The organism is Arthrobacter sp. NPDC093139 (assembly GCF_044754165.1).
In the GTDB taxonomy this organism is placed as follows: domain Bacteria; phylum Actinomycetota; class Actinomycetes; order Actinomycetales; family Micrococcaceae; genus Arthrobacter.
On sequence record NZ_JBIVOO010000005.1, the window covers coordinates 244,616 to 264,593 of the forward strand.

Sequence of the window (19,978 nt, forward strand, 5' to 3'; positions counted from 1 at the left end):
CTCTCACTCCCCGCGGAGTCAGGGGCCACAAGCGTACGTTCGCGCTTTCCGGAGCCGGAGGTTAGTGCGGTTGCCCCGGTGTCTGCGCCCGTTGCGCGTGATAGGCCAGAATCTGCAGTTCGGTGGCCATGTCCACCTTGCGGAGGTTCACGTCGTCGGGAACCTGCAGCATCACCGGCGCAAAGCTGAGGATGCTGCGTACCCCCGCGGCCACCACGCGGTCGCAAACGCTCTGGGCCACGGCCGCGGGCAAGGCGAGAACCACCATGTTCGTGCCCGTCCGCTCCAGCACCGTTTCAAGGTCCGCCACGTCGCTCACGCGCAGCCAGCCCACCTCGTTGCCAACCACCATCTGGTCTGCGTCGAAAATGGCCACCACGTCGAAGCCGCGGGATTCGAACCCGCCGTACCTGGCCAGCGCTTTACCCAGGTTACCGGCGCCGACGATGGCAACCTTCCAGTCGTGCGTAAGTCCGAGCGTGGCGGCAATGTGGCGGCTGAGGTACTGGACCTCGTAGCCCACACCGCGCGTGCCATACGATCCCACATGGGAAAGGTCCTTGCGGAGGGTGGAGGAGCTGACCCCCGAGGCCTCAGCCAGGGACTCGGATGAGACGCGTTCAATTCCTTCGGCGAGGAGGGAGTTCAGGGCGCGCAGGTAGATGGTCAGCCGGGCCACGGCGGCCGGCGGGATCTGCTTGCCGGCAGCACCGGTGTGCCCTGGCACGGCCTGGGGTGGTGAATCGAGCGAAGTCACTAATTGCTCCATTGCGTCGCGTTGTGAGTCCACTCTAAATCCCCATCACTTATGTCAACAAAGCCGGTGCCTCTGTGCGGGATACGCGGCTAGCGCGCCATCGCCTGGCGCAGGATGCGCTCGAGCCTTGCCTCGTCGATCTTCCAGAAGTCGCGCTGGATCCCGTCCACCAGCACCACCGGGATTTCTTCGGCATAGCGGTCCCGGAGGGCTTCATTGCCGTCCACCGACTGTTCCGTCCACCCAAGTCCCAGCCCCGCGGCAACCCGTCCGACGGCGTCGCGCGCGGCAGCGCACAGGTGACAGTCAGCTTTGGTGAGGAGAACGACGTCGGGATTTGCCATGGCTCAACCGTAGCGCCGTTCACGGCGCTGAGCGATGCCGGCGTCGGCCGAACGCCGGCGCGTGGCCCGGGTTCGGCTCCACGGAGGATGGGCTTCCCCGCGTTGACTAGACTCAGAGGCATGCCTGAGGAGAAGTATGTCGCTGTGGCAAGGCAGCCCGTTGCAAAGCGGCAACAAGGCGAGGCCGCGTTTTTCGACGTCGATAACACGCTGATGAGGGGTGCCAGTCTTTTTCACGTTGCCCGAAAAATGCATCAGCGGGGAGCCTTTACCCTCCCCCAGGCGGCGGGCATGGCGTGGAAACAGTTCAAGTTCGTGCTCCGTGGCGAAAACATTGACGACGTCCACGCGGTGCGGGACTCCGCCCTGACCCTGGCCTCCGGCATCACCGTGGAAGACATCAAGGTGCTCGGCGAAGAGGTCTACGACGAGATGATCGCTTCCCGGATCTGGCCCGGTACCAAAGCCCTGGCCCAGCAGCACCTGCGCGTGGGGCGCCAGGTCTGGCTCGTGACTGCCACGCCGATTGAAGTGGCCACGGTCATCTCCACCCGGCTGGCGCTCACGGGGGCGCTGGGCACCGTGGGAGAAATCAGCGAGGGGCTGTACACCGGGCGGCTGGTCGGGGACATCCTGCACGGTTCGGCGAAGGCGGTGGCCGTCCAGGGCCTCGCCGACGCGGAAGGCCTCGACCTCAAGCGCTGCTGGGCGTATAGCGACTCCTACAACGACATCCCGCTGCTGACCCTAGTGGGCCATCCGGTCGCCATCAACCCGGACGCCCGGTTGCGCAAGCACGCCCGGGAGCACAACTGGCCGGTCTATGACTTCCGCTCCGGCCGGCGCGCAGCGACCCTGGGGCTCAAGGCCGCAACCGCCGGAGGGGCCGTCTACGGCCTCTGGAGGGGCTACTCCCGCTTCCGCGGCCCCCGGGTTTGAGGCGCTTCCGGACGCGCTAATGCCCCCAGGACACGCAAACGGTCTGGCGACACCCAAATTTCCGCGTCCTCAGACCGTATCCGCGTCCTCAGACCGTATCCGCGTCCTGAGACCAAAGAAAATGCCCGCCACCTCGAAAGGCGGCGGGCATCCACGCACTGAAAGTATCTCTACTTCTTGTTGCGGCGCTGGTGGCGGGTCTTACGAAGCAACTTGCGGTGCTTCTTCTTGGCCATACGCTTGCGACGCTTCTTAATAACTGAACCCACGAAAGTTCCTTACAAACTAGATGCAGTACCTGTCTGATGGAGAAGGTCCGTGGACTAAGCAACAGACTGAACAACTGACAGATTCTTACAATGACGTAAAACGTTCCTTAACAGGGTACCGCTTATCCGGGCGCCTCCTGACCGCCGGCCTTCCCATGACCTCCAGCCGCCCCCAAGGAAGCTGCAGCCGTCACGGGAATCCGAACGGTCAGTTGAGCGCCAAGAATCACGCGGTGTCCGACTGTCCGTCCACAACAGCACCCTTAAGGTACTGCTCGACGGCGGTCTCCGGAACCCGGTACGAGCGGCCGAACCGAACGGCCGGCATCTCCCCGGAATGGACCAGCCGGTACACGGTCATTTTGGAGACGCGCATGACCTCAGCCACTTCGGCCACGGTCAAGAACTTGGCGTTCGAGAAGTTCGACTCTGCGGACATTTCCCATATTCCTTTGCTCTCAGCAACATTGCGGCATCCCATTTTTGTCTGCGGTGCGCCGATGCTGAGCCATCGAACAACCGTGTCCTAGTTACTCTAGATGCTCACGTGGCCATTGTGAAAGCCCGGCGTTTCCGCGACGACGCCGCCAGCTGCTCCAGGACTGAGGCCGTCACGTCCCACTCCATGCACGCGTCGGTGACGCTCTGGCCGTAGACGAGCTCGTCCTTTCCGGCGGCGTGCTCGGCCACGTCCAGGTTCTGGGCGCCGCCCACGAGGAAGCTCTCGAGCATGACCCCGGCCACGGCGTTTGCGGCGGCGCCTGCATCTTCCAGCTGCGCACCGATTTCAAGGGCAACCTCAGCCTGGCGGTGATGGCTCTTGCCGCTGTTGGCATGGCTGGCGTCCACGATGAGCCGCGGGTTGAGGTTCTTTGCGGCGAGCCTCGATGACGCAGCTTCAACGTCGGCGGCGGAGTAATTGGGGCCCTTCCGGCCGCCGCGCAGAATAACGTGTGTGTCCGGGTTGCCGGCGGTGGAGACAAGCGCAGCCCGGCCGTCGTCGTCGATCCCCAGGAAAGCCTGGGCCGCCGCGGCGGCGCTGCAGGCATCAACCGCGACCTGAAGGTCGCCGTCGGTCCCGTTCTTGAAGCCGATGGGCATGGAGAGCCCGGAGGCGAGCTGGCGGTGGATCTGGCTTTCAGTGGTACGTGCACCGATGGCGCCCCAGGAGACGAGGTCCGCCATGTACTGGGGGCTGATCGGCTCAAGGAACTCCGTGGCGGCGGGCAGTCCGAGTGCTGTCACCTGCTGCAGGAAGCGGCGCGCCTCGCGCAGGCCCGTGGCGATGTCGTGCGTGCCGTCAAGCCGGGGATCGTTGATCAGGCCCTTCCAGCCGACCGTGGTGCGCGGCTTTTCGAAGTATGCCCGCATGACGATGAGCAGGTCTTCCTTGTGCTTCTCGGCCTGGCTGACGAGGCGGCGGGCGTATTCGAGGCCGGCCTTGGGATCGTGAATGGAGCACGGCCCGACGATTACGAGCAGGCGGTCGTCCACACCGTCCATGACGGCCCGGACTTCGTCCCGGCCGCGTTCGACGACGTCTGCCGTCCGGGCGTCCAGCGGCAGTTCGGCGATCATCTCCTGGGGCGTGGGCAGGGCGGTGATCCCGCTGACGCGCAAATTCGAGGTGGACTGCTTCGAGGCGGCGTGCGTCGTGCTGCGGTTCGACGCCGTCTGCTGGGTTTCGGTTGCTGCTGCGGTACTCATGGGGGTCCTGTTCCGGGTGCGGAGCGGGCCCAAATCAGAACCCGCCGGAGAAATGGCGAAGGGCAGAGAATGATCTCTGCCCTGTTGGCTCTGAAGGTAGTTGGATGCGTGTCAGTTAGACGCGGGCCCCTCCAGAGCCAACGAAAAATACGCATACCAACGGTTAGTCATAGGCACACCATAGCCTCGCCGTTCTGCGATCCGCAAATTCGAGCCGTGCGCAAACGGACAGGCTGGGTCTGTTTTTGATGCTCCCGCGCAGGCAAAACTGCATCGCGTTGGCGCTCACGCTGGAGCTGTTAGGAAAATTTTTTGCACCGAATCCGCCTGACCGGCCCAGAATTTCTAATGTGACTTGATAAATCACATCTCTTTCGCCCGCTGGTCCATGACTCTTAGCCCGACGTCCCGCGCCCGCCACGGTGCCCCCGGATTCTTGGGGGTGGGGCTGGGATTTCGGCATTACGGCAACCCGCCGGGACCTTTGCCAACGACCGGCCCGGAACCGCCAAAGGACGAAAATCAAGGCCTGTGTTAAGCGGATTTTACGGCTGCCCGCAGGTGTTGTTTCTCACGACCGACACCCTTGCAGCCGTGCTGGCGGCGTCAATAGCGTGGGCAAGGACCCGCCAAACGAGCCAAGGACTGAAAATGCCCTCACCAGCCGCTACGGATCCAATCTCTCCACCCGGCACAGCAAACCGGATACCTTTCCCGGCCGCCCTGACGTCCGGGCTTCGCTGGGACGTGCCCGCATCCCTTGTCGTGTTTCTCGTGGCGGTGCCCCTCTCTCTGGGGATCGCGGCTGCCTCCGGAGCACCAGTCATGGCAGGCCTTATCGCTGCAGCAGTCGGCGGCATCGTGGCCGGCGCCCTTGGCGGCGCACCTCTGCAGGTCAGCGGCCCCGCCGCAGGCCTGACCGTCATCGTTGCCGGCCTGATCGAGCAGTTCGGCTGGCCGGCGACCTGCGCCATCACGGCCGCGGCGGGTGTCCTCCAGACGCTGCTGGGCTTCGCACGGGTTGGCCGCGTGGCCCTGGCCATCGCGCCTGTGGTGGTCCACGCCATGCTCGCCGGAATCGGCGTCATCATTGTCCTGCAGCAGACCCACGTGATGCTCGGCGCCGAGGCCGGCGAATCGGCCTGGCACAACGTCAAGGCCCTCCCTGCCACCATCACTTCCGTGGACCACCAGGCAGCTGCTCTGGGCGTCTTGGTGATACTGACGCTGCTCGGCTGGAAGTACATGCCGGCCGCGGTCCGCCGAATCCCGGCTCCGCTGGCGGCAGTGGTCGCCGCCACCGCGCTTTCGCTCCCGTTCAAGTCCGACGTCGACCGGATCACCTTCGACGGGTCCCTCCTCGACGCGCTGTCCCTCCCTCAACTGCCGCAGGGGCACTGGAGCGCCGTTGCGATCGGCATCATCACCGTCGCGCTGGTGGCCAGCGTTGAATCCCTGCTCTCCGCCGTGGCCGTGGACAGGATGCACCACGGCGAACGGACGGACTTCAACCGGGAACTCCTGGGCCAGGGAGCAGCCAACATGACCTCCGGCATGCTGGGCGGCCTTCCCGTCACTGGCGTGATCGTGCGCAGCGCGACCAATCTGGAGGCAGGGGCGCGAACGCGAAAGTCAGCCATCCTGCACGGCGTCTGGGTGCTGGTCTTTTCACTTCTGCTTGCGGCGGTGATTGAACTGGTTCCTGTTGCCGTCCTCGCCGGGCTGCTGATCATCATCGGCGTCCGCCTCGTGAAAGTGGCCGATTTCCACACTGCCCGCGTTACCGGGGACCTGGCGGTTTATGCCGTCACACTGCTGACCGTGGTGTTCGTGAACCTGCTGGCAGGAGTGCTCACGGGCCTGGCCCTGGCCGTGGTGCTGGTGCTGTGGCGCGTGGTCCGCGCCGGCATCCATGCGGAACCCCTCGGCGACCCGGACGAACAGCGCTGGCGGGTAGTGATCGACGGATCCTGCAGCTTCCTGTCACTCCCCCGCCTCAGCCACGTCCTCGCCTCCGTCCCGTCCGGCTCGCACGTCACCGTCGAGCTTGAGGTGGACTTCCTGGATCATCCCGTACACGACACGCTGGACGCGTGGCGCCGCCGGCACATCAGCAACGGCGGCACCGTGCACATAGAAGAAAGCGGCACCGCCACCCTCCACGGTGCAAAGGCCGGCCCGCCGACACGCGGCAGCTCGCGTTCCGCCCTGCGGGGCGGCTTTGCCCCGTGGCGCAGCTGGCAGCGAGATCTCCGCCGCGGGGCGGACGCCGGGACCAACGTACCTGCTCCGCTGCAGACGGTGCTCGCCGGGGTCGAGAACTATCACCGCCGCCACGCCCACCTGCTTCGACCCCATGTGCAGGAACTGTCCGCCGCCCAGAACCCGGACACACTGTTCCTCACCTGCTCGGATTCACGGCTGGTGCCGAACCTGATCACGAGCAGCGGCCCCGGCGACCTGTTCACCGTCCGGAACGTAGGCAACGTGGTGGGGAACGGCCGGCTCGACCCCTCGGTTGAAGCAGCGCTGGACTTCGCGCTCAATAAGCTTTCGATCAGGTCGGTGGTCATCTGCGGCCACTCCGGCTGCGGTGCCATGATTGCGTTGACTGCAGAGCCGGCGAAGGACTCGCCCCAGAAAGCAGCAGCCGGGCGCAATGCGGTCGAGGCCTGGCTGGACCACGCCCGGCCCAGCCTGGCCTCGTTCCGCTCAGGGCACCGAGTGCGGTCCGCTGCAGCAGAGGAGGGATACGGGGAAGTGGACCAGCTGGCGATGGTCAACGTCGCCGTCCAGCTGGAGCGGCTGCAGCGTCATCCCGGTGTCCGCGAGGCCCTCAAGTCCGGCCGGCTGCACCTGACCGGCCTGTTCTACGACATTGCCACGGCTCAGGTCCTGCAGGTCACGCCGGACGGCATCAGCCACCTGGATCCGCTGACGCGGGCCGCGGCCGATGCCGGTTCTGTCGCCGCTGCCGTGTAGGCAGACTCCGGTCCCGTCGCCGCTGTGCGGCGGGACCGGGGCCCGCCGGGCAGGCCCGGTAAGGGGATGCGGCGTTATTCCGCCCCGGTTCCCGGAGGTGCCAGCAGGACCTCGACCAGTTCCCCGAGGCCTGCCGCGATGTCCACGTTTTTGTCATACAGCCATTGCAGCTGAAGGCCGTCAAACGCCGCAATGACAAGCCTCGCCAGCGACTCCGCAGAGGCATCGGTCCGGACTTCGTTCGCGCCCTGGCGGCGCCGAATGTCCTGCCCCAGCTCTTCGACGAGTTCGGAATACCGGGACTGGAAGTAGGTGTGCGAAGCATGTCCGGGGTCGTTTGCTGTTGCTGACGCCACCGCATACAGCGTGGTCAGCCCAGGCTCCTGCATGTTGCGCTCAGCCACCGGGACCAGCCCCGGGAGGCCAGGTTCCGCTGCTCCCTCCAGCTCCCTGCCGCGGCGGTCCCGCTCGGCGAGAACAGCTGTCAGCAGCTCCTGCTTGCCACTGAAGTAGTGAAACAGGGTGGCTTCCTTCACGCCCACCTGCTCGGCCACACGCTTCAGGGCCGTTCCCTCGAAGCCCTCCGTGGCAAACACATCAGTGGCCGTTTGGATGATCTGCTCACGGCGTTCGGCGCCCTTGGCGTAGCGTCCGCGAGGCTTCACAGTAGACATTCCGCCAGTGTATTTCAGGTCCGGAACCAGGGAGGGTCACTTTTCCGTCAGAGGCAACGTGCCCGCCGGGTCCTGCCGGCTGCCACCGGCGTGGCCCAGGCCGGCCTCCCTGTAGTAGCCCTCGATATGGGCCGCGACCAGCCGAGCCGCGCGTGCGCCGTCGTCATTCCGGATGGCCTCCAGAATCTGCCGGTGCTCCGAACGCAGCCGGGCTGCCGTGGCCTCCCAGTCCGGAAGGTTGGCCGTCAGCTTTTCAGCGTAGCCCTGGATGGCCTCGCGCAGGGATCCCATCATCGCGCTGACCACGGCGTTCCCGGCAGCATCGGCCAGGGCGAGGTGGAACCGCACGTCCAGGGCCAGGAAATCATCAACCTCGGGACGGGCGTCCATATCGTCCAGCAGTTCGGACGCACGCGTCAGTTCGGGGGCGTCCGGCTTGGCCCGGGCCGCGGCCCAGGATTCCAGCAGCACCCGCGTTTCAACGATGTCCGCCACGGGCAGGTGCTGGGTGGCAACATGCAGCCGCAGTGCCGAGCCCAGAGCAGCCGTCGGATCGGAAATCACCACCGTCCCGGCCTCCGGGCCCGACCCGACGCCGGCACGCACGATGCCCATGGCCTCGAGGATGCGGATGGCTTCGCGGACCGAGGTGCGCGAGACGGAGAGCTGCTCCGCCAGGCTGCGCTCGGCAGGCAGCCGGCCGCCCACCGAGAGCTGGCCGCCTGCAAGCTGGTCCTCGATCCACTGCAGGACAAGTTGGTGCGTACGCATGTGGCCATCTTAGTTGATGTGGTTGGACCACATGCACTACAGTGTGGTCCAACCACACCGTTGCATTCGGAGGCAGCAATGACGCAGACAGTCGAATCAGAGAACCCGGAAGTCCCCACCACACCCCGCGACACCGCCCCGGCGGACCGGGCGCGCGGCATTTCTGCCCCCTCACGCATCCCCGCTGCCCTGAAGCGCCGGATCCCGAAGTATTCGGACCTGGCTCCGCTGATCCAGTTCAAGAAACCCGAATTCAGCAGGGCCGCGAGGCTGCAGCAGGCCAGCACCCTCTGGGAACTGCGGGACATGGCCAAGCGGCGCACGCCCCAGGCACCCTTCGACTACACCGACGGCGCCGCTGAAGCCGAGATCACCCTGCGCCGCGCCCGTGAGGCCTTCGTCGACATCGAGTTCCGCCCCGGCATCCTCCGCGACGTTTCCAGCGTCGACCTGGGCACCAACATCCTGGGCAGGACGTCCCGGCTGCCGGTCGGCATCGCCCCCACCGGTTTCACCCGGATGATGCAGTCCGAAGGCGAGTACGCCGGGTCACAGGCCGCCGAGGCCGCCGGCATCCCGTACACGCTCTCCACCATGGGCACTGCGTCCATCGAGGACGTCGCCGAGGCGGCACCCCGTGGCCGCAACTGGTTCCAGCTGTATCTCTGGACGGACCGGGACCGTTCCCTGGAGCTGATCGAACGGGCCGCCAAGGCAGGAAACGATACCCTCATGGTTACGGTGGACACGCCGGTGGCCGGCGCCCGCCTCCGCGATGTCCGCAACGGCATGACCATCCCGCCGGGACTGACCCTGAAGACCGTGCTGGATGCGTCCTACCGGCCGGCCTGGTGGTTCAACTTCCTCACGCACGAGCCGCTGACGTTCGCCTCACTCTCGCGCTACACCGGTACCGTGGCGGACCTGATCAACTCCATGTTCGACCCCACACTGACCTTCGATGACCTGGACTGGCTGCGCGAAACCTGGAAGGGCAACCTGGTGGTCAAGGGCATCCAGACTGTGGACGACGCCCGCAAGGTGGTGGACCATGGCGCGGACGGTGTGGTGCTCTCCAATCACGGCGGACGCCAGCTGGACCGCGCGCCCATCCCGCTCCACCTGCTCCCGGAGGTCGCGCAGGCGTTCAAAGCGGACAACTCGGACGCCGCCATCATCCTGGACACGGGCATCATGAGCGGGGCGGATATCATCGCGGCACTGGCCCTGGGTGCGGACTTCACGCTCATCGGCCGCGCCTACCTGTACGGGCTGATGGCCGGCGGACGTGCCGGTGTGGACCGCGCCCTCCAGATCCTCGAAAAGGACATGACCCGCACCATGGCACTCCTGGGCGCCAGCAAGCTCTCCGAGCTGACACCTGACCACGTGCGGATCCTCGGCAGGTAGGACCTGGCCGGCGGGCCACCGGCTTATTTCTTGCGGCCGAACTTCGGCAGGTTCGCCAGCAGGTCCGCGGCCTTCTTCGCGCCGCGGCCAACCGTGCGTCCGATTTGCTGCGGGACGGTGTCGTCCTGCACGCCTCCGGGAACGACGACGGCGGGGCTCAGCGGCGCGCCGACCGGACGCCCGGACGCGCCTAACGCAGCAGCAGCGCCGGCGGCGGCGAACGCCTCGGGAACCTCTGTATCCGGGGCGGCCGGCGTCGCTGCGCCGCCAAGAGCTGCACGCGTGGAAGCCCCGTCACGGGGAACGGGACCTGCCCCCTGTGCCCGTGCGTTCGGACGCTGCTGGTCTGCGGCGGCCTCAGCGGGGCCCGCGGCTTCCGGTGACCCGACACCGGCAGCCTCCGGGCCGACGTCGAACGTCCCCAACCAGCTGGCGACGCCCGCCAGCGGCTTGGGATTAAGGGCGTAATAGCGCTTCTGTCCCTGCGCGCGCATGCTCACGAGGTCGGCTTCACGGAGCACCTTCAGATGCTTGGAGATGGTGGGCTGGCTCGCGGCGAGCTCCTCGACCAGCTCCCCCACTGCCTTGTCCCCTTTTTGGAGGGAAACGAGAATGTCGCGCCGCGTTGCCTCAGCAATGACGGCAAATACGTCGTCTGTCACCATGGGACCAACCCTAGCGACATATACGCCGAATGGCATCTACTATTTCGCTGGTGCGAAACCGACACCGCCGGAGTCCTCTGTCGGAGCGCTTCAGTCGAACCAGGGATCCAGTCCGTGCAGGGGGAAAACTTCCTTGCGGGTGGCCATCACCGTGCGGTCGACGTCGTCATTGGGGTCGAACCCGACCTCCCAGGAGCGCCACCAGACGTCCGCGTCGTCGCCCATAAGCGTGGGTGCCGCGATGCCGTAGCGCTCATGAACATAGCTCCGCCACGCTTCCGGCACCGGCGTGCGCAGCGGCACGGGCCGGCCCGCCACGATCCCGATCAGGTGGCTCCATGCCCGTGGCACGACTCCGGTGATGTGGTAACCGCCGCCGCCAGTGGCGATCCATCGGTTGTCGCAGTGCCGGGCCGCAAGATTCGCGACGGCGGTGGCCGCCTCGCGCTGGCCGTCCACGCTGACATTGAGGTGTGTCAGCGGATCCAGCCGATGCGAGTCGCAGCCGTGCTGGCTGACGATCACGTCTGGTTCAAAGGCACCAATTAGCTGCGGAACAACAGCGTGGAAAGCGCGCAGCCAGCCGGCGTCCCCGGTGCCCACCGGCAGGGCCACGTTGACGGCACTGCCCGGGGCGTCCGCCCCGCCGGTCTCGTTGGCGAAACCGGTGCCCGGGAACAGTGCGAGGCCGGTCTCGTGCAGGGAGATGGTGAGCACGCGGGGATCGTCCCAGAAGATGCTCTGGGTCCCGTCCCCGTGATGCGCATCGACGTCAATGTAGGCGACGCGCTGTACTCCCCCGTCCAGCAGCGTCCGGATGGCCAGCGCGGCGTCGTTGTAAATGCAGAATCCGCTGGCACGGTCGCGGGCGGCATGGTGCAGCCCGCCGCCGAAGTTCACGGCACGCACCGCCGAACCGTCCAGGATGGCGCGGGCAGCAAGCAGGGATCCTCCGGCGATGCGGGCGGCGGCCGCGTGCATGCCGGCGAATGCCGGATCGTCCTCGGTTCCGAGCCCGTGGGCCTCGTCGGCGGATGTGGGGTCGTCGCTGATGCGACGGACGGCAGCCACGAATTCGGGGCTGTGGACGGTGGTCAGTTCGATATCTTCCGCCACTGTCGGCGCCACCAGGCTGACGTGCCCGAGGTCCAGCAGCCCCAGGCTCCGGGCCAGCCGTGCGGTGAGGTCGAGACGCTCCGGTGCCATCGGGTGGCCCGGGCCGAAGTTGTACGCCGTCATGGCGGCGTCCCACACCACCGTCGTTGGCAGTGCGGGAAGGCTGAGTCCGGGCAGGAATGTCATTAGTGACAGGCTACCTGAGCGTGGTCCTGATGCCTGCGTAGCATGACTCCCCCGGCCATACGGCGGACTTTAGTGGTTTACTACTGAAGGAAGCAGATTCAACCAAGGAACAGCCACCCATGACGCAAAGCCAGTCGAGGTCCAAGAACCCGACGAGCTGGCAGCCAAACGTCCCCGAGCGTGAAGGCCTCTGGATATTCACGCGGCTTCGGGACTTCATCGACGATATCGCCAACACGTCTCCGGCCCGACTGGCCCTCAGCGCGTTCGTCGTGGTGATCGTCGTCTTCACTGCGCTGCTGTCCCTGCCGGCGTCCTCCGCCACCGGAGACTTCACGCCGTTGCACCAGGCCTTGTTCACGGCAGTCTCGGCAGTGTGCGTCACCGGCCTGACCGTGGTGTCCACGGCAGTCCACTGGTCCTTCTTCGGCCAGCTGATCATTCTTATCGGCATCTTCGTGGGCGGCCTCGGCACGCTGACCCTGGCATCCCTGCTGGCACTGATGGTAAGCAAGAAGCTGGGTGTGCGCGGCAAGCTCATCGCCCAGGAGGCGATGAGCAACGCAGGGCGACTGGGCGAAGTAGGTACCCTGCTGCGGATCGTCATCACCACCTCCGTGATCATCGAGAGTGTGCTGGCGCTTGCCCTCATTCCCAGATTCCTGACCCTCGGCGAACCCTTCTGGCAGTCGGTGTGGCACGGCATTTTCTACGCCATCTCGTCATTCAACAATGCCGGCTTCACACCCCACTCCGACGGCATCGTCCCCTACGAAACCGACCTGTGGATCCTCATTCCGCTGATGCTGGGCGTGTTCCTGGGAAGCCTCGGGTTCCCGGTGGTTATGGTTCTGCAGCAGAACGGCCTCAACTGGCAGAAATGGAACCTGCACACCAAGCTGACCATCCAGGTATCGTTCATCCTGCTCGTAGCCGGAACGGTGCTGTGGGGGCTCATGGAGTGGGAAAACCCGCGGACCCTTGGCGGCATTGGTCTGGGTGACAAATTCACGCATGCGCTCTTTGCCTCTGTCATGACACGCTCCGGCGGCTTCAACCTCGTGGACCAGAACCAGATGGAGTCCACCACGATGCTGCTCACGGACGCGCTCATGTTCGCCGGCGGCGGTTCCGCCTCGACGGCCGGAGGCATCAAAGTGACCACGATCGCCGTGATGTTCCTGGCCATCGTCGCCGAAGCCCGCGGCGACGCGGACGTCAAGGTCTACGGCCGGACCATCCCGGAGGGCACCATGCGCGTGGCCATCTCGGTCATCGTCGCCGGCGCGACGCTCGTGTCCGTCTCATCCTTCATGCTGCTGCACATCAGCGGCGCTTCGCTGGACCGGGTGCTGTTCGAAACGATATCCGCCTTCGCCACCGTGGGCCTCAGCACGAACCTCAGCGCCGAACTGCCGCCGTCGGGCGTGTACGTGCTCTCCGCGCTGATGTTCGCCGGCCGCGTCGGCACCGTCACGCTTGCCGCTGCCCTGGCCCTGCGCCAGCGCAGCCAGTTGTACCACTACCCGGAAGAGAGGCCGATCATTGGCTAGTACGTCTGGGGCCGTCAACCGCCCCGCCCATAATGCTCCCGTCCTGGTGATCGGGCTCGGCCGCTTCGGCTCCTCTACCGCCGAACAGCTCGTCAAGCAGGGCCGCGAGGTGCTGGCAATCGAGCGCGACCGGACCCTCGTGCAAAAGTGGGCGCCGGTGCTCACGCACGTCGTGGAGGCGGACGCCACCAATATCGATGCGCTCCGCCAGCTCGGCGCACAGGAGTTCAGCTCCGCGGTCGTGGGCGTGGGCACGTCCATTGAATCTTCGGTGCTGATCACCGTGAACCTCGTGGACCTGGGCATCGAACACCTATGGGTCAAGGCCATCACGCCCTCGCACGGCAAGATCCTCACCCGGATCGGCGCCAACCACGTCATCTACCCAGAGGCCGACGCCGGGGTCCGCGCCGCGCACCTGGTGTCCGGCCGCATGCTGGACTTCATCGAATTCGACGACGATTTTGCGATCGTCAAGATGTACCCGCCGCGTGAAACCGTGGGCTTCACCCTGGACGAATCCAAAGTGCGCTCCAAGTACGGCGTGACCATCGTGGGAGTGAAGTCCCCGGGCGAGGACTTCACCTATGCCCGCCCGGAGACCAAGGTGTCCTCCCGCGACATGCTGATCGTTTCAGGGCACGTGGACCTGCTGGAACGCTTCGCCGCCAGGCCCTAATCGGTGGTGGGTGGGCCCACGCCCGCAGGGTTCCCTGGCCGAGCTTGCGAGGTAAGGGCGCGGGTGGGTGGGCCCACGCCCGCAGGGTTCCCTGGCCGAGCTTGCGAGGTAAGGGCGCGGGTGGGGACTAGCCGAGCTGTTTGGTGATCTCGGCGGCGCGGTCCGCGGCGGCACGCGCCCCTGCCGCGATGATCGCCGGCATGCCGCGCTCATCGAAGGTGGCGATGGCGCGTTCGGTGGTGCCGTTGGGGCTGGTCACCGCCTTGCGCAAGGCGGCCGGCTCGGCACCGGGCTCTGCCAGCATCAGACCGGCGCCTGCCACGGTCTCCCGTGCCAGCAGCAAGGCCAGCTCCCCATCAAGTCCCAGCTCGACTCCGGCAGCCGCCATGGCTTCCGCGAGGTAGAACGCGTATGCAGGCCCGGAACCGCTGATGGCACCGAGGGCGTCCACCTGCTCTTCCGGAATTTCGACGACGGTCCCCACCGCGGAGAGGATGTCTTTGGCCTGCTGGAGCTGCTCGGGCGTGCAGTGGGTGCCTGCGGAGACGGACACGACGCCGCGCCCCAGCTTCGACGGTGTGTTGGGCATGGTTCGGATCACCGGCTGCCCCTGCGGCAGGGCGGCTTCCAGCTGGGCGATTGAGACGGCAGCAGCAACGCTTATGACGATGGTGTCCGGAGAAAGAGAGCCGCTGATTTCGCGGGCCAGGTCGGCAATCCCTATCGGCTTGACCCCGAGGATGACCACGTTGGATCCCTTAGCCGCCTGCTTGTTGTTGTCCGGCTCTTCGGAACCGGCAATGGCGGTAATCCCGTGATGGCGCTCCGCCAGTTCGGCAGCGCGTTCGGCACGCCGCACGGTGGCCACCACGTCCATGGGGCTGGTACCCGCTTCGAGGAGACCGCCCAGGATGGCCTCGTTCATTGATCCACAGCCAAGGAATGCGATTCGGTTGCTCATTGCTCCATCATTGCAGTTCACCGCCGAGGATGCAGGCCGGCCTCCGTCATAACGGCACTCACAGGAAGCTCACATGGTTGTCCGAGCTTGCACACAACCTGGGGCCATAGCGTTGGTGTTACCTCATTGAGGGTGCGAGTGATAGGCAAGCATGGGGATGCTTGCCGGGCACCGACGGCCTGCGGCGGTTTACCTGTTTTCCGCAGCAGACCGTCGGTGCTTTTATTTAAGAGGCTTGCGGCGCCCTTTCCCAGCTGTCTTTCAGGGAAAATCCGCCAAACACCCATATTGGCTCGCTAGTGTTTCTAGTGCCTCACAAGGTGCGAGTGATGGAGCCGGTCCTTCGGGATCGGCGCGGCGCCGGTCGGTTGCAGGAGTGTTCCCCCAACTCCTTCTGCGAAACCGTCCGGCGCTTCACATTTAGGCAGTTCTCAAGCAGGCACGGTGGTGGAACGCTTCGTCCGGCGCATGGGCTCCTGGCTCATCCGGCGGCCAAGGACTCCGTAGGCTGGGCGGTTTCACGCTGGACGGAGTCACGCTGAACCCCGCCCACATGCGGGGCCGGCTCCAGCGGGCCGTCAAAGACCAGCTGGTCGAGGCGCCGCAGGATGAGGCCTTCACGCAGGGCCCAGGGGCAGATCTTGACCTTTTTGAACGCGAACAGTTCAAGGGCGGCCTCCGCCACCAGGGCGCCCGCAAGGAGCTGGTTGGCGCGCGCCTCCGAGACGCCCGGCAGATGCAGCCTGTCCTCGCTCTTCATGGCAGAGATGCGCTGCGCCCAGATGCCCAGGTCGGCGGCGTTCAGCTCGCGCTTCACGTAGGGTCCGGCACCACTCGGTGCCGCGCCTGCGATGCGGGCCAGCGAGCGGAAGGTCTTGGATGTACCGGCCACGAGGTTGGCCCTGCCGATCGGGTCGAAGCTTCGGACTGCCGGCTTGAGCGTTTCGCGGATGTACCGCCGCAGCTCCTTGACGCTTTTGGCGGAGGGGGGATCCTCGTGCAGCCAGTCCCGGGTGAGGCGGCTGGCACCGAGGGGCACGGACGTGGCCAGCTCCGGAAGCTCGTCCTGCCCGGATGCCATCTCAAAGGAGCCGCCGCCGATGTCCAGGTTCAGGATGGGGCCGGCACCCCAGCCGTACCAGCGGCGGACCGCAAAGAACGTCATGGACGCCTCTTCGCTGCCCGTCAGTTCCTGCAGCGTCACCGTCGTCTCGTGCTTGATCCGGGCCAGCACCGCCGGTCCATTCGTGGCCTCGCGGATAGCTGACGTACAGAAAGCCAGCAGGTCATCAGCCTTGTGCCTCGCCGCAAATTCCCACGCCTCAAGGACGAACTCTGCCAGCTCATGCTGGCCGGCGTCGGTGATGTTGCCGTCGCCGTCGAGATACTGCACAAGGGACAGTGGCCGCTTGTGGGAGGCGAAAGGCACGGGGCGCGCGCCAGGGTGTGCATCCACCAGCAGGAGATGGACAGTATTGGACCCGATATCGAGGACGCCTAGCCGCATCCTGCCATTATTCCCCGAGGAACGTTGGCAGGAGCAATCCGAAGGGCCACATTTCGGTCAGGCCGAAGGCCGGGGCGCTATTCTCCTTCGAGTCCCGCGGGGTTGGCGTCGACGTCGTCAGCGCGCTTGAAATCGCGCTTGATGTTGGCGATGCCCTCCGGGTTGATTTCAAATCCGTAGGCGGCACCAGGGTTGATGACCATGCCCAGCTCGTCCCCGATGTTCGCGATGATGGCTGCGCCTTGGGTCCCCAGAACGTTCGGGGCCGCGTCGAGGTATTCCTGGTCCACACGGCTGGGGTGCGAGAACACGGCAAGTACCGGCTGCCCCTCTGCATTGCCCAGCACCAGCGGTTCAACCTGGGAGTCCTCGCCCTCAAGGGTGTCCGAACTGATGATGTAGACCTCGTTGTTGAGGAACGACAGGATGACGTCCACCGGGTTGGCGTCCGGCCGGTCCCCTTGGGCCAGCTTCTCCTCGAGGTCGTTCAGCGGCGTGGTGTCTGCGGGTCCGGGCTGTTCAGTCATGTCTCTACTCGACCACGATGCGGGTCCCGGCGCAATTCCGCAGCCCAGTTTCGACGCTTTGACTCCGCTGGTCGAACTCGCCGAGACCCCTGGTTTCGACGAGCTCAACCAGCGGCCCCACCTACTTCTTTGCCGCGGCCTTCTTGGCCGGGGCCTTGCGGGTGGCGGTCCGCTTGACCGGCCCCTTGGCCCGCTTCTCGGCCAGCAGTTCGACGGCGCGTTCCCTGGTCAGTTCCTCCAGTGAGGTGCTGCGCGGCACGGTGATATTGGTGATGCCGTCGGTGATGTAGGGCCCGAAGCGGCCTTCCTTCACCACGATGTTCTTCTCCGAGACGGGGTCCGGACCGAACTCCGCCAGCGGGGGCACCGCCGCTCGGGCTCCGCGCTGCTTGGGCTGGGAGTAGATCTCCAGGGCCTGTTCCAGCGTGATGGTGAAGATTTCCTCTTCCGAACCGATGGACCGCGAGTCCGTACCCTTTTTCAGGTACGGGCCGAACCGGCCGTTCTGGACCGTGATCACGTTGCCCTCAGCGTCTTCGCCGAGGACCCGCGGGAGGCTCATAAGCTGCAGTGCCTCATCCAGGGTGACGGATTCGACCGTCATGGACTTGAACAGGGAACCCGTGCGCGGCTTGGCCTTGACAGGCTTCTTCGGCGGCTTGGGCTTGCCGTTCTTGTAATACTCCACGGGCAGGTTGGCCAGCTGTTCCTCGGTCATCTCGGGGATGATCTCGGTAACGTACGCGCCGTACCGCCCGTTCTTGGCGACAACCGTGTGCCCGGTGTGGGGATCCTTACCGAGGACCCGCTCCTCCGGGGCCGCTGTCTCCATCAGCTCCACGGCCTTGGCGGCAGTGAGCTCATCCGGGGCCAGGTCCTCGGGGACGTTGGCACGGGCGGCCTCCACGACCTCACCCGTTTTCGGATCCACTGTGGGGACGGAGCTCTCCAGGTACGGGCCAAACTTGCCGACGCGCAGCGTGATTCCGTCCGCGATGGGCACGGAGTTGATCTCCCGCGCGTCGATTTCGCCCAGGTTGTTGACGATGCTCAGCAGGCCGGGGTCCGCGTCCTCGCCGTAGTAGAAGTGCTTGAGCCAGGCTGCGCCCACCGCCTGTCCGTTGGCGATCTTGTCCAGGTCGCCTTCCATGTCGGCCGTGAACTCGTAGTCCACGTAATCCGTAAAGTGCTGCTCGAGGAGCCGCACGACGGAGAAGGCAATCCAGCTGGGTACCAGCGCCGAGCCCTGCTTACGCACGTAGCCGCGGTCCTGGATGGTGGAAATCGTAGAGGCATAGGTGGACGGGCGCCCGATGCCCTTCTTTTCCAGTTCGGCGGTGAGGGACGCTTCCGTGTAGCGAGGCGGCGGGGACGTCTCGTGGCCCACGGCGATGATGTCGGAGGCGGTGAGGGAGTCGTCCTTTGCCACGTTCGGCAGGCGGCGGGCCTCCTCAGAGTCCTCGTCCCCCCGGGTTTCGTCTTTCCCTTCCTCATAGGCAGCCAGGAAGCCGGGGAAGGTGATGACCGTGCCGGAGGCCGAGAACTCGGCGTCGCGGCCATCGGCTGCCACTGCGCCGAGGCGGATGGTGGCGGTGGAACCCTTGGCGTCACCCATCTGGGAGGCGACGGTGCGCTTCCAGATCAGCTCGTAAAGACGGAATTCGTCGCCGCTGAGCTGCTGCGCCACCTGGGCGGGGGTGCGGAAGGAGTCGCCGGCGGGGCGGATGGCCTCGTGGGCCTCCTGCGCGTTGGCTGCCTTGCTGGAGTAGACGCGGGGCGACTGCGGAATGTACTCGGGACCATACAGTTCAGAGGCCTGGCGGCGGGCCGCAGTGACGGCTTCGTCGCTCAGCGCCGAGGAGTCCGTACGCATATAGGTGATGTAGCCGTTTTCGTACAGCCGCTGGGCGATCTGCATGGTGCTCTTGGACGAGAAGCGCAGCTTGCGGCCGGCTTCCTGCTGGAGCGTGGACGTGGTGAACGGGGCCGCCGGCCGGCGGGTGTACGGCTTCGTATCGACGGAACGGACCCGGAAGTCGGCGTTTTCCAGACCGGCCGCCAACGACGTGGCGAGTTCCTCGTTAAGGTGGACCGCGTTGCGGGCGGTGAGCACGCCGTCGTCGTTGAAGTCCCTGCCGCTGGCAACCTTGGCTCCGTCAACCGCGGCGAGCTTGGCTTTGAAGGAGCCGGACTCGGCGCCGAACTGGCCGGTCAGGTCCCAGTAGGAGGCAGCCTTGAAGGCCATGCGTTCCCGTTCACGGTCGACTACCATGCGGGTCACCACAGACTGCACGCGGCCGGCGGACAGGCCGCGGGCCACCTTGCGCCACAGCACCGGGGAAATCTCGTAGCCGTAGAGCCGGTCCAGGATGCGGCGGGTCTCCTGGGCGTCCACCAGGGCGGCGTCCACGTCGCGCAGATTGTCCATGGCACGGTGGATGGCTTCCTTGGTGATTTCGCCGAAGGTCATCCGGTACACCGGAACCTTGGGCTTGAGCACTTCCAGCAGGTGCCACGCGATAGCCTCGCCCTCGCGGTCCCCATCGGTTGCGAGATAGAGCGCGTCGGCGTCTTTGAGCTGGGCCTTGAGTTCGGCGACCTTTTTCTTCTTGTCCGGCGAGACGACGTAGTAGGGCTTGAAGTCATTTTCGACATCGACGGCGAACTTGCCCAAGGAGGTTTTCTTCAGGTCCGCGGGCAGCTCGGACGGCTGCGGCAGGTCGCGGATATGACCAATGGAGGCCTCAACGATGAAGCCCTCGCCCAGGTACTTGGCGATGGTCTTGCTCTTGGCCGGAGACTCCACAATCACGAGTTTCTTGCCTGTTTTGGCCTTGCTTGGCACTGTGCTCCTACAGAAAAAGATTGCTCGGGCAGATCAGCCCATATTGGCCTAGTTCACCATATTTTGCAGAATCCTGCGCAGTCATG

The 19,978-nt window shown here is 65.6% G+C and carries 18 protein-coding genes; 5 read left to right on the top strand and 13 right to left on the bottom strand.

Annotated elements, in window-relative coordinates; translation table 11 throughout:
* Window positions 1–61: 61 nt before the first annotated feature.
* Window positions 62–757 carry a redox-sensing transcriptional repressor Rex gene (locus tag ACIP90_RS10805; protein WP_400579306.1) on the bottom strand — a complete coding sequence of 232 codons (696 nt, stop codon included), beginning with the start codon at window positions 755–757 and terminating at the stop codon, window positions 62–64.
* Between the two features lie 89 nt (window positions 758–846).
* Window positions 847–1,101, bottom strand: coding sequence for a glutaredoxin family protein (locus ACIP90_RS10810; RefSeq protein WP_400579307.1), 255 nt, complete (start codon window positions 1,099–1,101; stop codon window positions 847–849).
* Window positions 1,102–1,221: 120 nt separating this feature from the next.
* Here ACIP90_RS10810 and ACIP90_RS10815 point away from each other — a divergent pair, with 120 nt between their 5' ends.
* Window positions 1,222–2,040 carry an HAD family hydrolase gene (locus tag ACIP90_RS10815; RefSeq protein WP_400579308.1) on the top strand — a complete coding sequence of 273 codons (819 nt, stop codon included), beginning with the start codon at window positions 1,222–1,224 and terminating at the stop codon, window positions 2,038–2,040.
* A gap of 170 nt (window positions 2,041–2,210) precedes the next feature.
* Here ACIP90_RS10815 and ACIP90_RS10820 read toward each other — a convergent pair whose 3' ends face one another.
* The 3 genes from ACIP90_RS10820 to ACIP90_RS10830 form a co-directional block, all read right to left on the bottom strand.
* Window positions 2,211–2,309 (bottom strand): 30S ribosomal protein bS22, encoded by a 99-nt coding sequence (locus ACIP90_RS10820; RefSeq protein ID WP_003792170.1) that lies wholly within the window; start codon window positions 2,307–2,309, stop codon window positions 2,211–2,213.
* Between the two features lie 226 nt (window positions 2,310–2,535).
* Window positions 2,536–2,748 (bottom strand): helix-turn-helix domain-containing protein, encoded by a 213-nt coding sequence (locus tag ACIP90_RS10825; RefSeq protein WP_400579309.1) that lies wholly within the window; start codon window positions 2,746–2,748, stop codon window positions 2,536–2,538.
* Window positions 2,749–2,852: 104 nt separating this feature from the next.
* Window positions 2,853–4,016 carry a 3-deoxy-7-phosphoheptulonate synthase gene (locus ACIP90_RS10830; protein ID WP_400579310.1) on the bottom strand — a complete coding sequence of 388 codons (1,164 nt, stop codon included), beginning with the start codon at window positions 4,014–4,016 and terminating at the stop codon, window positions 2,853–2,855.
* A gap of 651 nt (window positions 4,017–4,667) precedes the next feature.
* Here ACIP90_RS10830 and ACIP90_RS10835 point away from each other — a divergent pair.
* The gene (locus ACIP90_RS10835; protein ID WP_400579311.1) at window positions 4,668–6,998 is read left to right on the top strand and encodes a SulP family inorganic anion transporter; all 2,331 of its coding nucleotides are present in this window, start codon (window positions 4,668–4,670) and stop codon (window positions 6,996–6,998) included.
* Window positions 6,999–7,072: 74 nt separating this feature from the next.
* Here the strand turns inward: ACIP90_RS10835 and ACIP90_RS10840 are convergent, their stop codons facing one another.
* Both ACIP90_RS10840 and ACIP90_RS10845 read right to left on the bottom strand, forming a co-directional pair.
* Window positions 7,073–7,672, bottom strand: a complete 600-nt coding sequence (locus ACIP90_RS10840) for a TetR/AcrR family transcriptional regulator (RefSeq protein ID WP_400579312.1) — start codon at window positions 7,670–7,672, stop codon at window positions 7,073–7,075.
* Between the two features lie 36 nt (window positions 7,673–7,708).
* Entirely contained in the window at window positions 7,709–8,443 is a 735-nt protein-coding gene (locus ACIP90_RS10845) for a FadR/GntR family transcriptional regulator (protein ID WP_400579313.1), read from the bottom strand.
* Between the two features lie 78 nt (window positions 8,444–8,521).
* Between ACIP90_RS10845 and ACIP90_RS10850 the strand changes: the two genes are divergently transcribed.
* Window positions 8,522–9,853 (top strand): alpha-hydroxy acid oxidase, encoded by a 1,332-nt coding sequence (locus ACIP90_RS10850; protein ID WP_400579314.1) that lies wholly within the window; start codon window positions 8,522–8,524, stop codon window positions 9,851–9,853.
* 23 nt (window positions 9,854–9,876) lie between these two features.
* On the opposite strand, the gene ACIP90_RS10855 is transcribed toward ACIP90_RS10850, so the two are convergent.
* Both ACIP90_RS10855 and ACIP90_RS10860 read right to left on the bottom strand, forming a co-directional pair.
* Window positions 9,877–10,518 carry an ArsR/SmtB family transcription factor gene (locus tag ACIP90_RS10855; protein WP_400579315.1) on the bottom strand — a complete coding sequence of 214 codons (642 nt, stop codon included), beginning with the start codon at window positions 10,516–10,518 and terminating at the stop codon, window positions 9,877–9,879.
* Between the two features lie 90 nt (window positions 10,519–10,608).
* The gene (locus tag ACIP90_RS10860) at window positions 10,609–11,820 is read right to left on the bottom strand and encodes an acetoin utilization protein AcuC (RefSeq protein ID WP_400579316.1); all 1,212 of its coding nucleotides are present in this window, start codon (window positions 11,818–11,820) and stop codon (window positions 10,609–10,611) included.
* 119 nt (window positions 11,821–11,939) lie between these two features.
* On the opposite strand from ACIP90_RS10860, the gene ACIP90_RS10865 reads away from it, so the two are divergent.
* Window positions 11,940–13,373: a TrkH family potassium uptake protein gene (locus ACIP90_RS10865; protein WP_400579317.1), complete on the top strand. Its 1,434-nt coding sequence runs from the start codon at window positions 11,940–11,942 to the stop codon at window positions 13,371–13,373.
* Window positions 13,366–14,052, top strand: a complete 687-nt coding sequence (locus tag ACIP90_RS10870) for a potassium channel family protein (RefSeq protein ID WP_400579318.1) — start codon at window positions 13,366–13,368, stop codon at window positions 14,050–14,052. Before ACIP90_RS10865 ends, ACIP90_RS10870 begins: the two co-directional genes overlap by 8 nt.
* A gap of 127 nt (window positions 14,053–14,179) precedes the next feature.
* Here the strand turns inward: ACIP90_RS10870 and proC are convergent, their stop codons facing one another.
* The 4 genes from proC to topA form a co-directional block, all read right to left on the bottom strand.
* Entirely contained in the window at window positions 14,180–15,013 is an 834-nt protein-coding gene (proC, locus tag ACIP90_RS10875; RefSeq protein WP_400579319.1) for a pyrroline-5-carboxylate reductase, read from the bottom strand.
* 481 nt (window positions 15,014–15,494) lie between these two features.
* On the bottom strand, window positions 15,495–16,520 hold the full coding sequence (locus tag ACIP90_RS10880; protein ID WP_400579320.1) for a Ppx/GppA family phosphatase: 1,026 nt from the start codon (window positions 16,518–16,520) through the stop codon (window positions 15,495–15,497).
* Window positions 16,521–16,597: 77 nt separating this feature from the next.
* Window positions 16,598–17,047 (bottom strand): SseB family protein, encoded by a 450-nt coding sequence (locus ACIP90_RS10885; protein WP_400579321.1) that lies wholly within the window; start codon window positions 17,045–17,047, stop codon window positions 16,598–16,600.
* 121 nt (window positions 17,048–17,168) lie between these two features.
* Window positions 17,169–19,892 (bottom strand): type I DNA topoisomerase, encoded by a 2,724-nt coding sequence (gene topA / locus ACIP90_RS10890; protein ID WP_400579322.1) that lies wholly within the window; start codon window positions 19,890–19,892, stop codon window positions 17,169–17,171.
* Window positions 19,893–19,978: the final 86 nt, after the last annotated feature.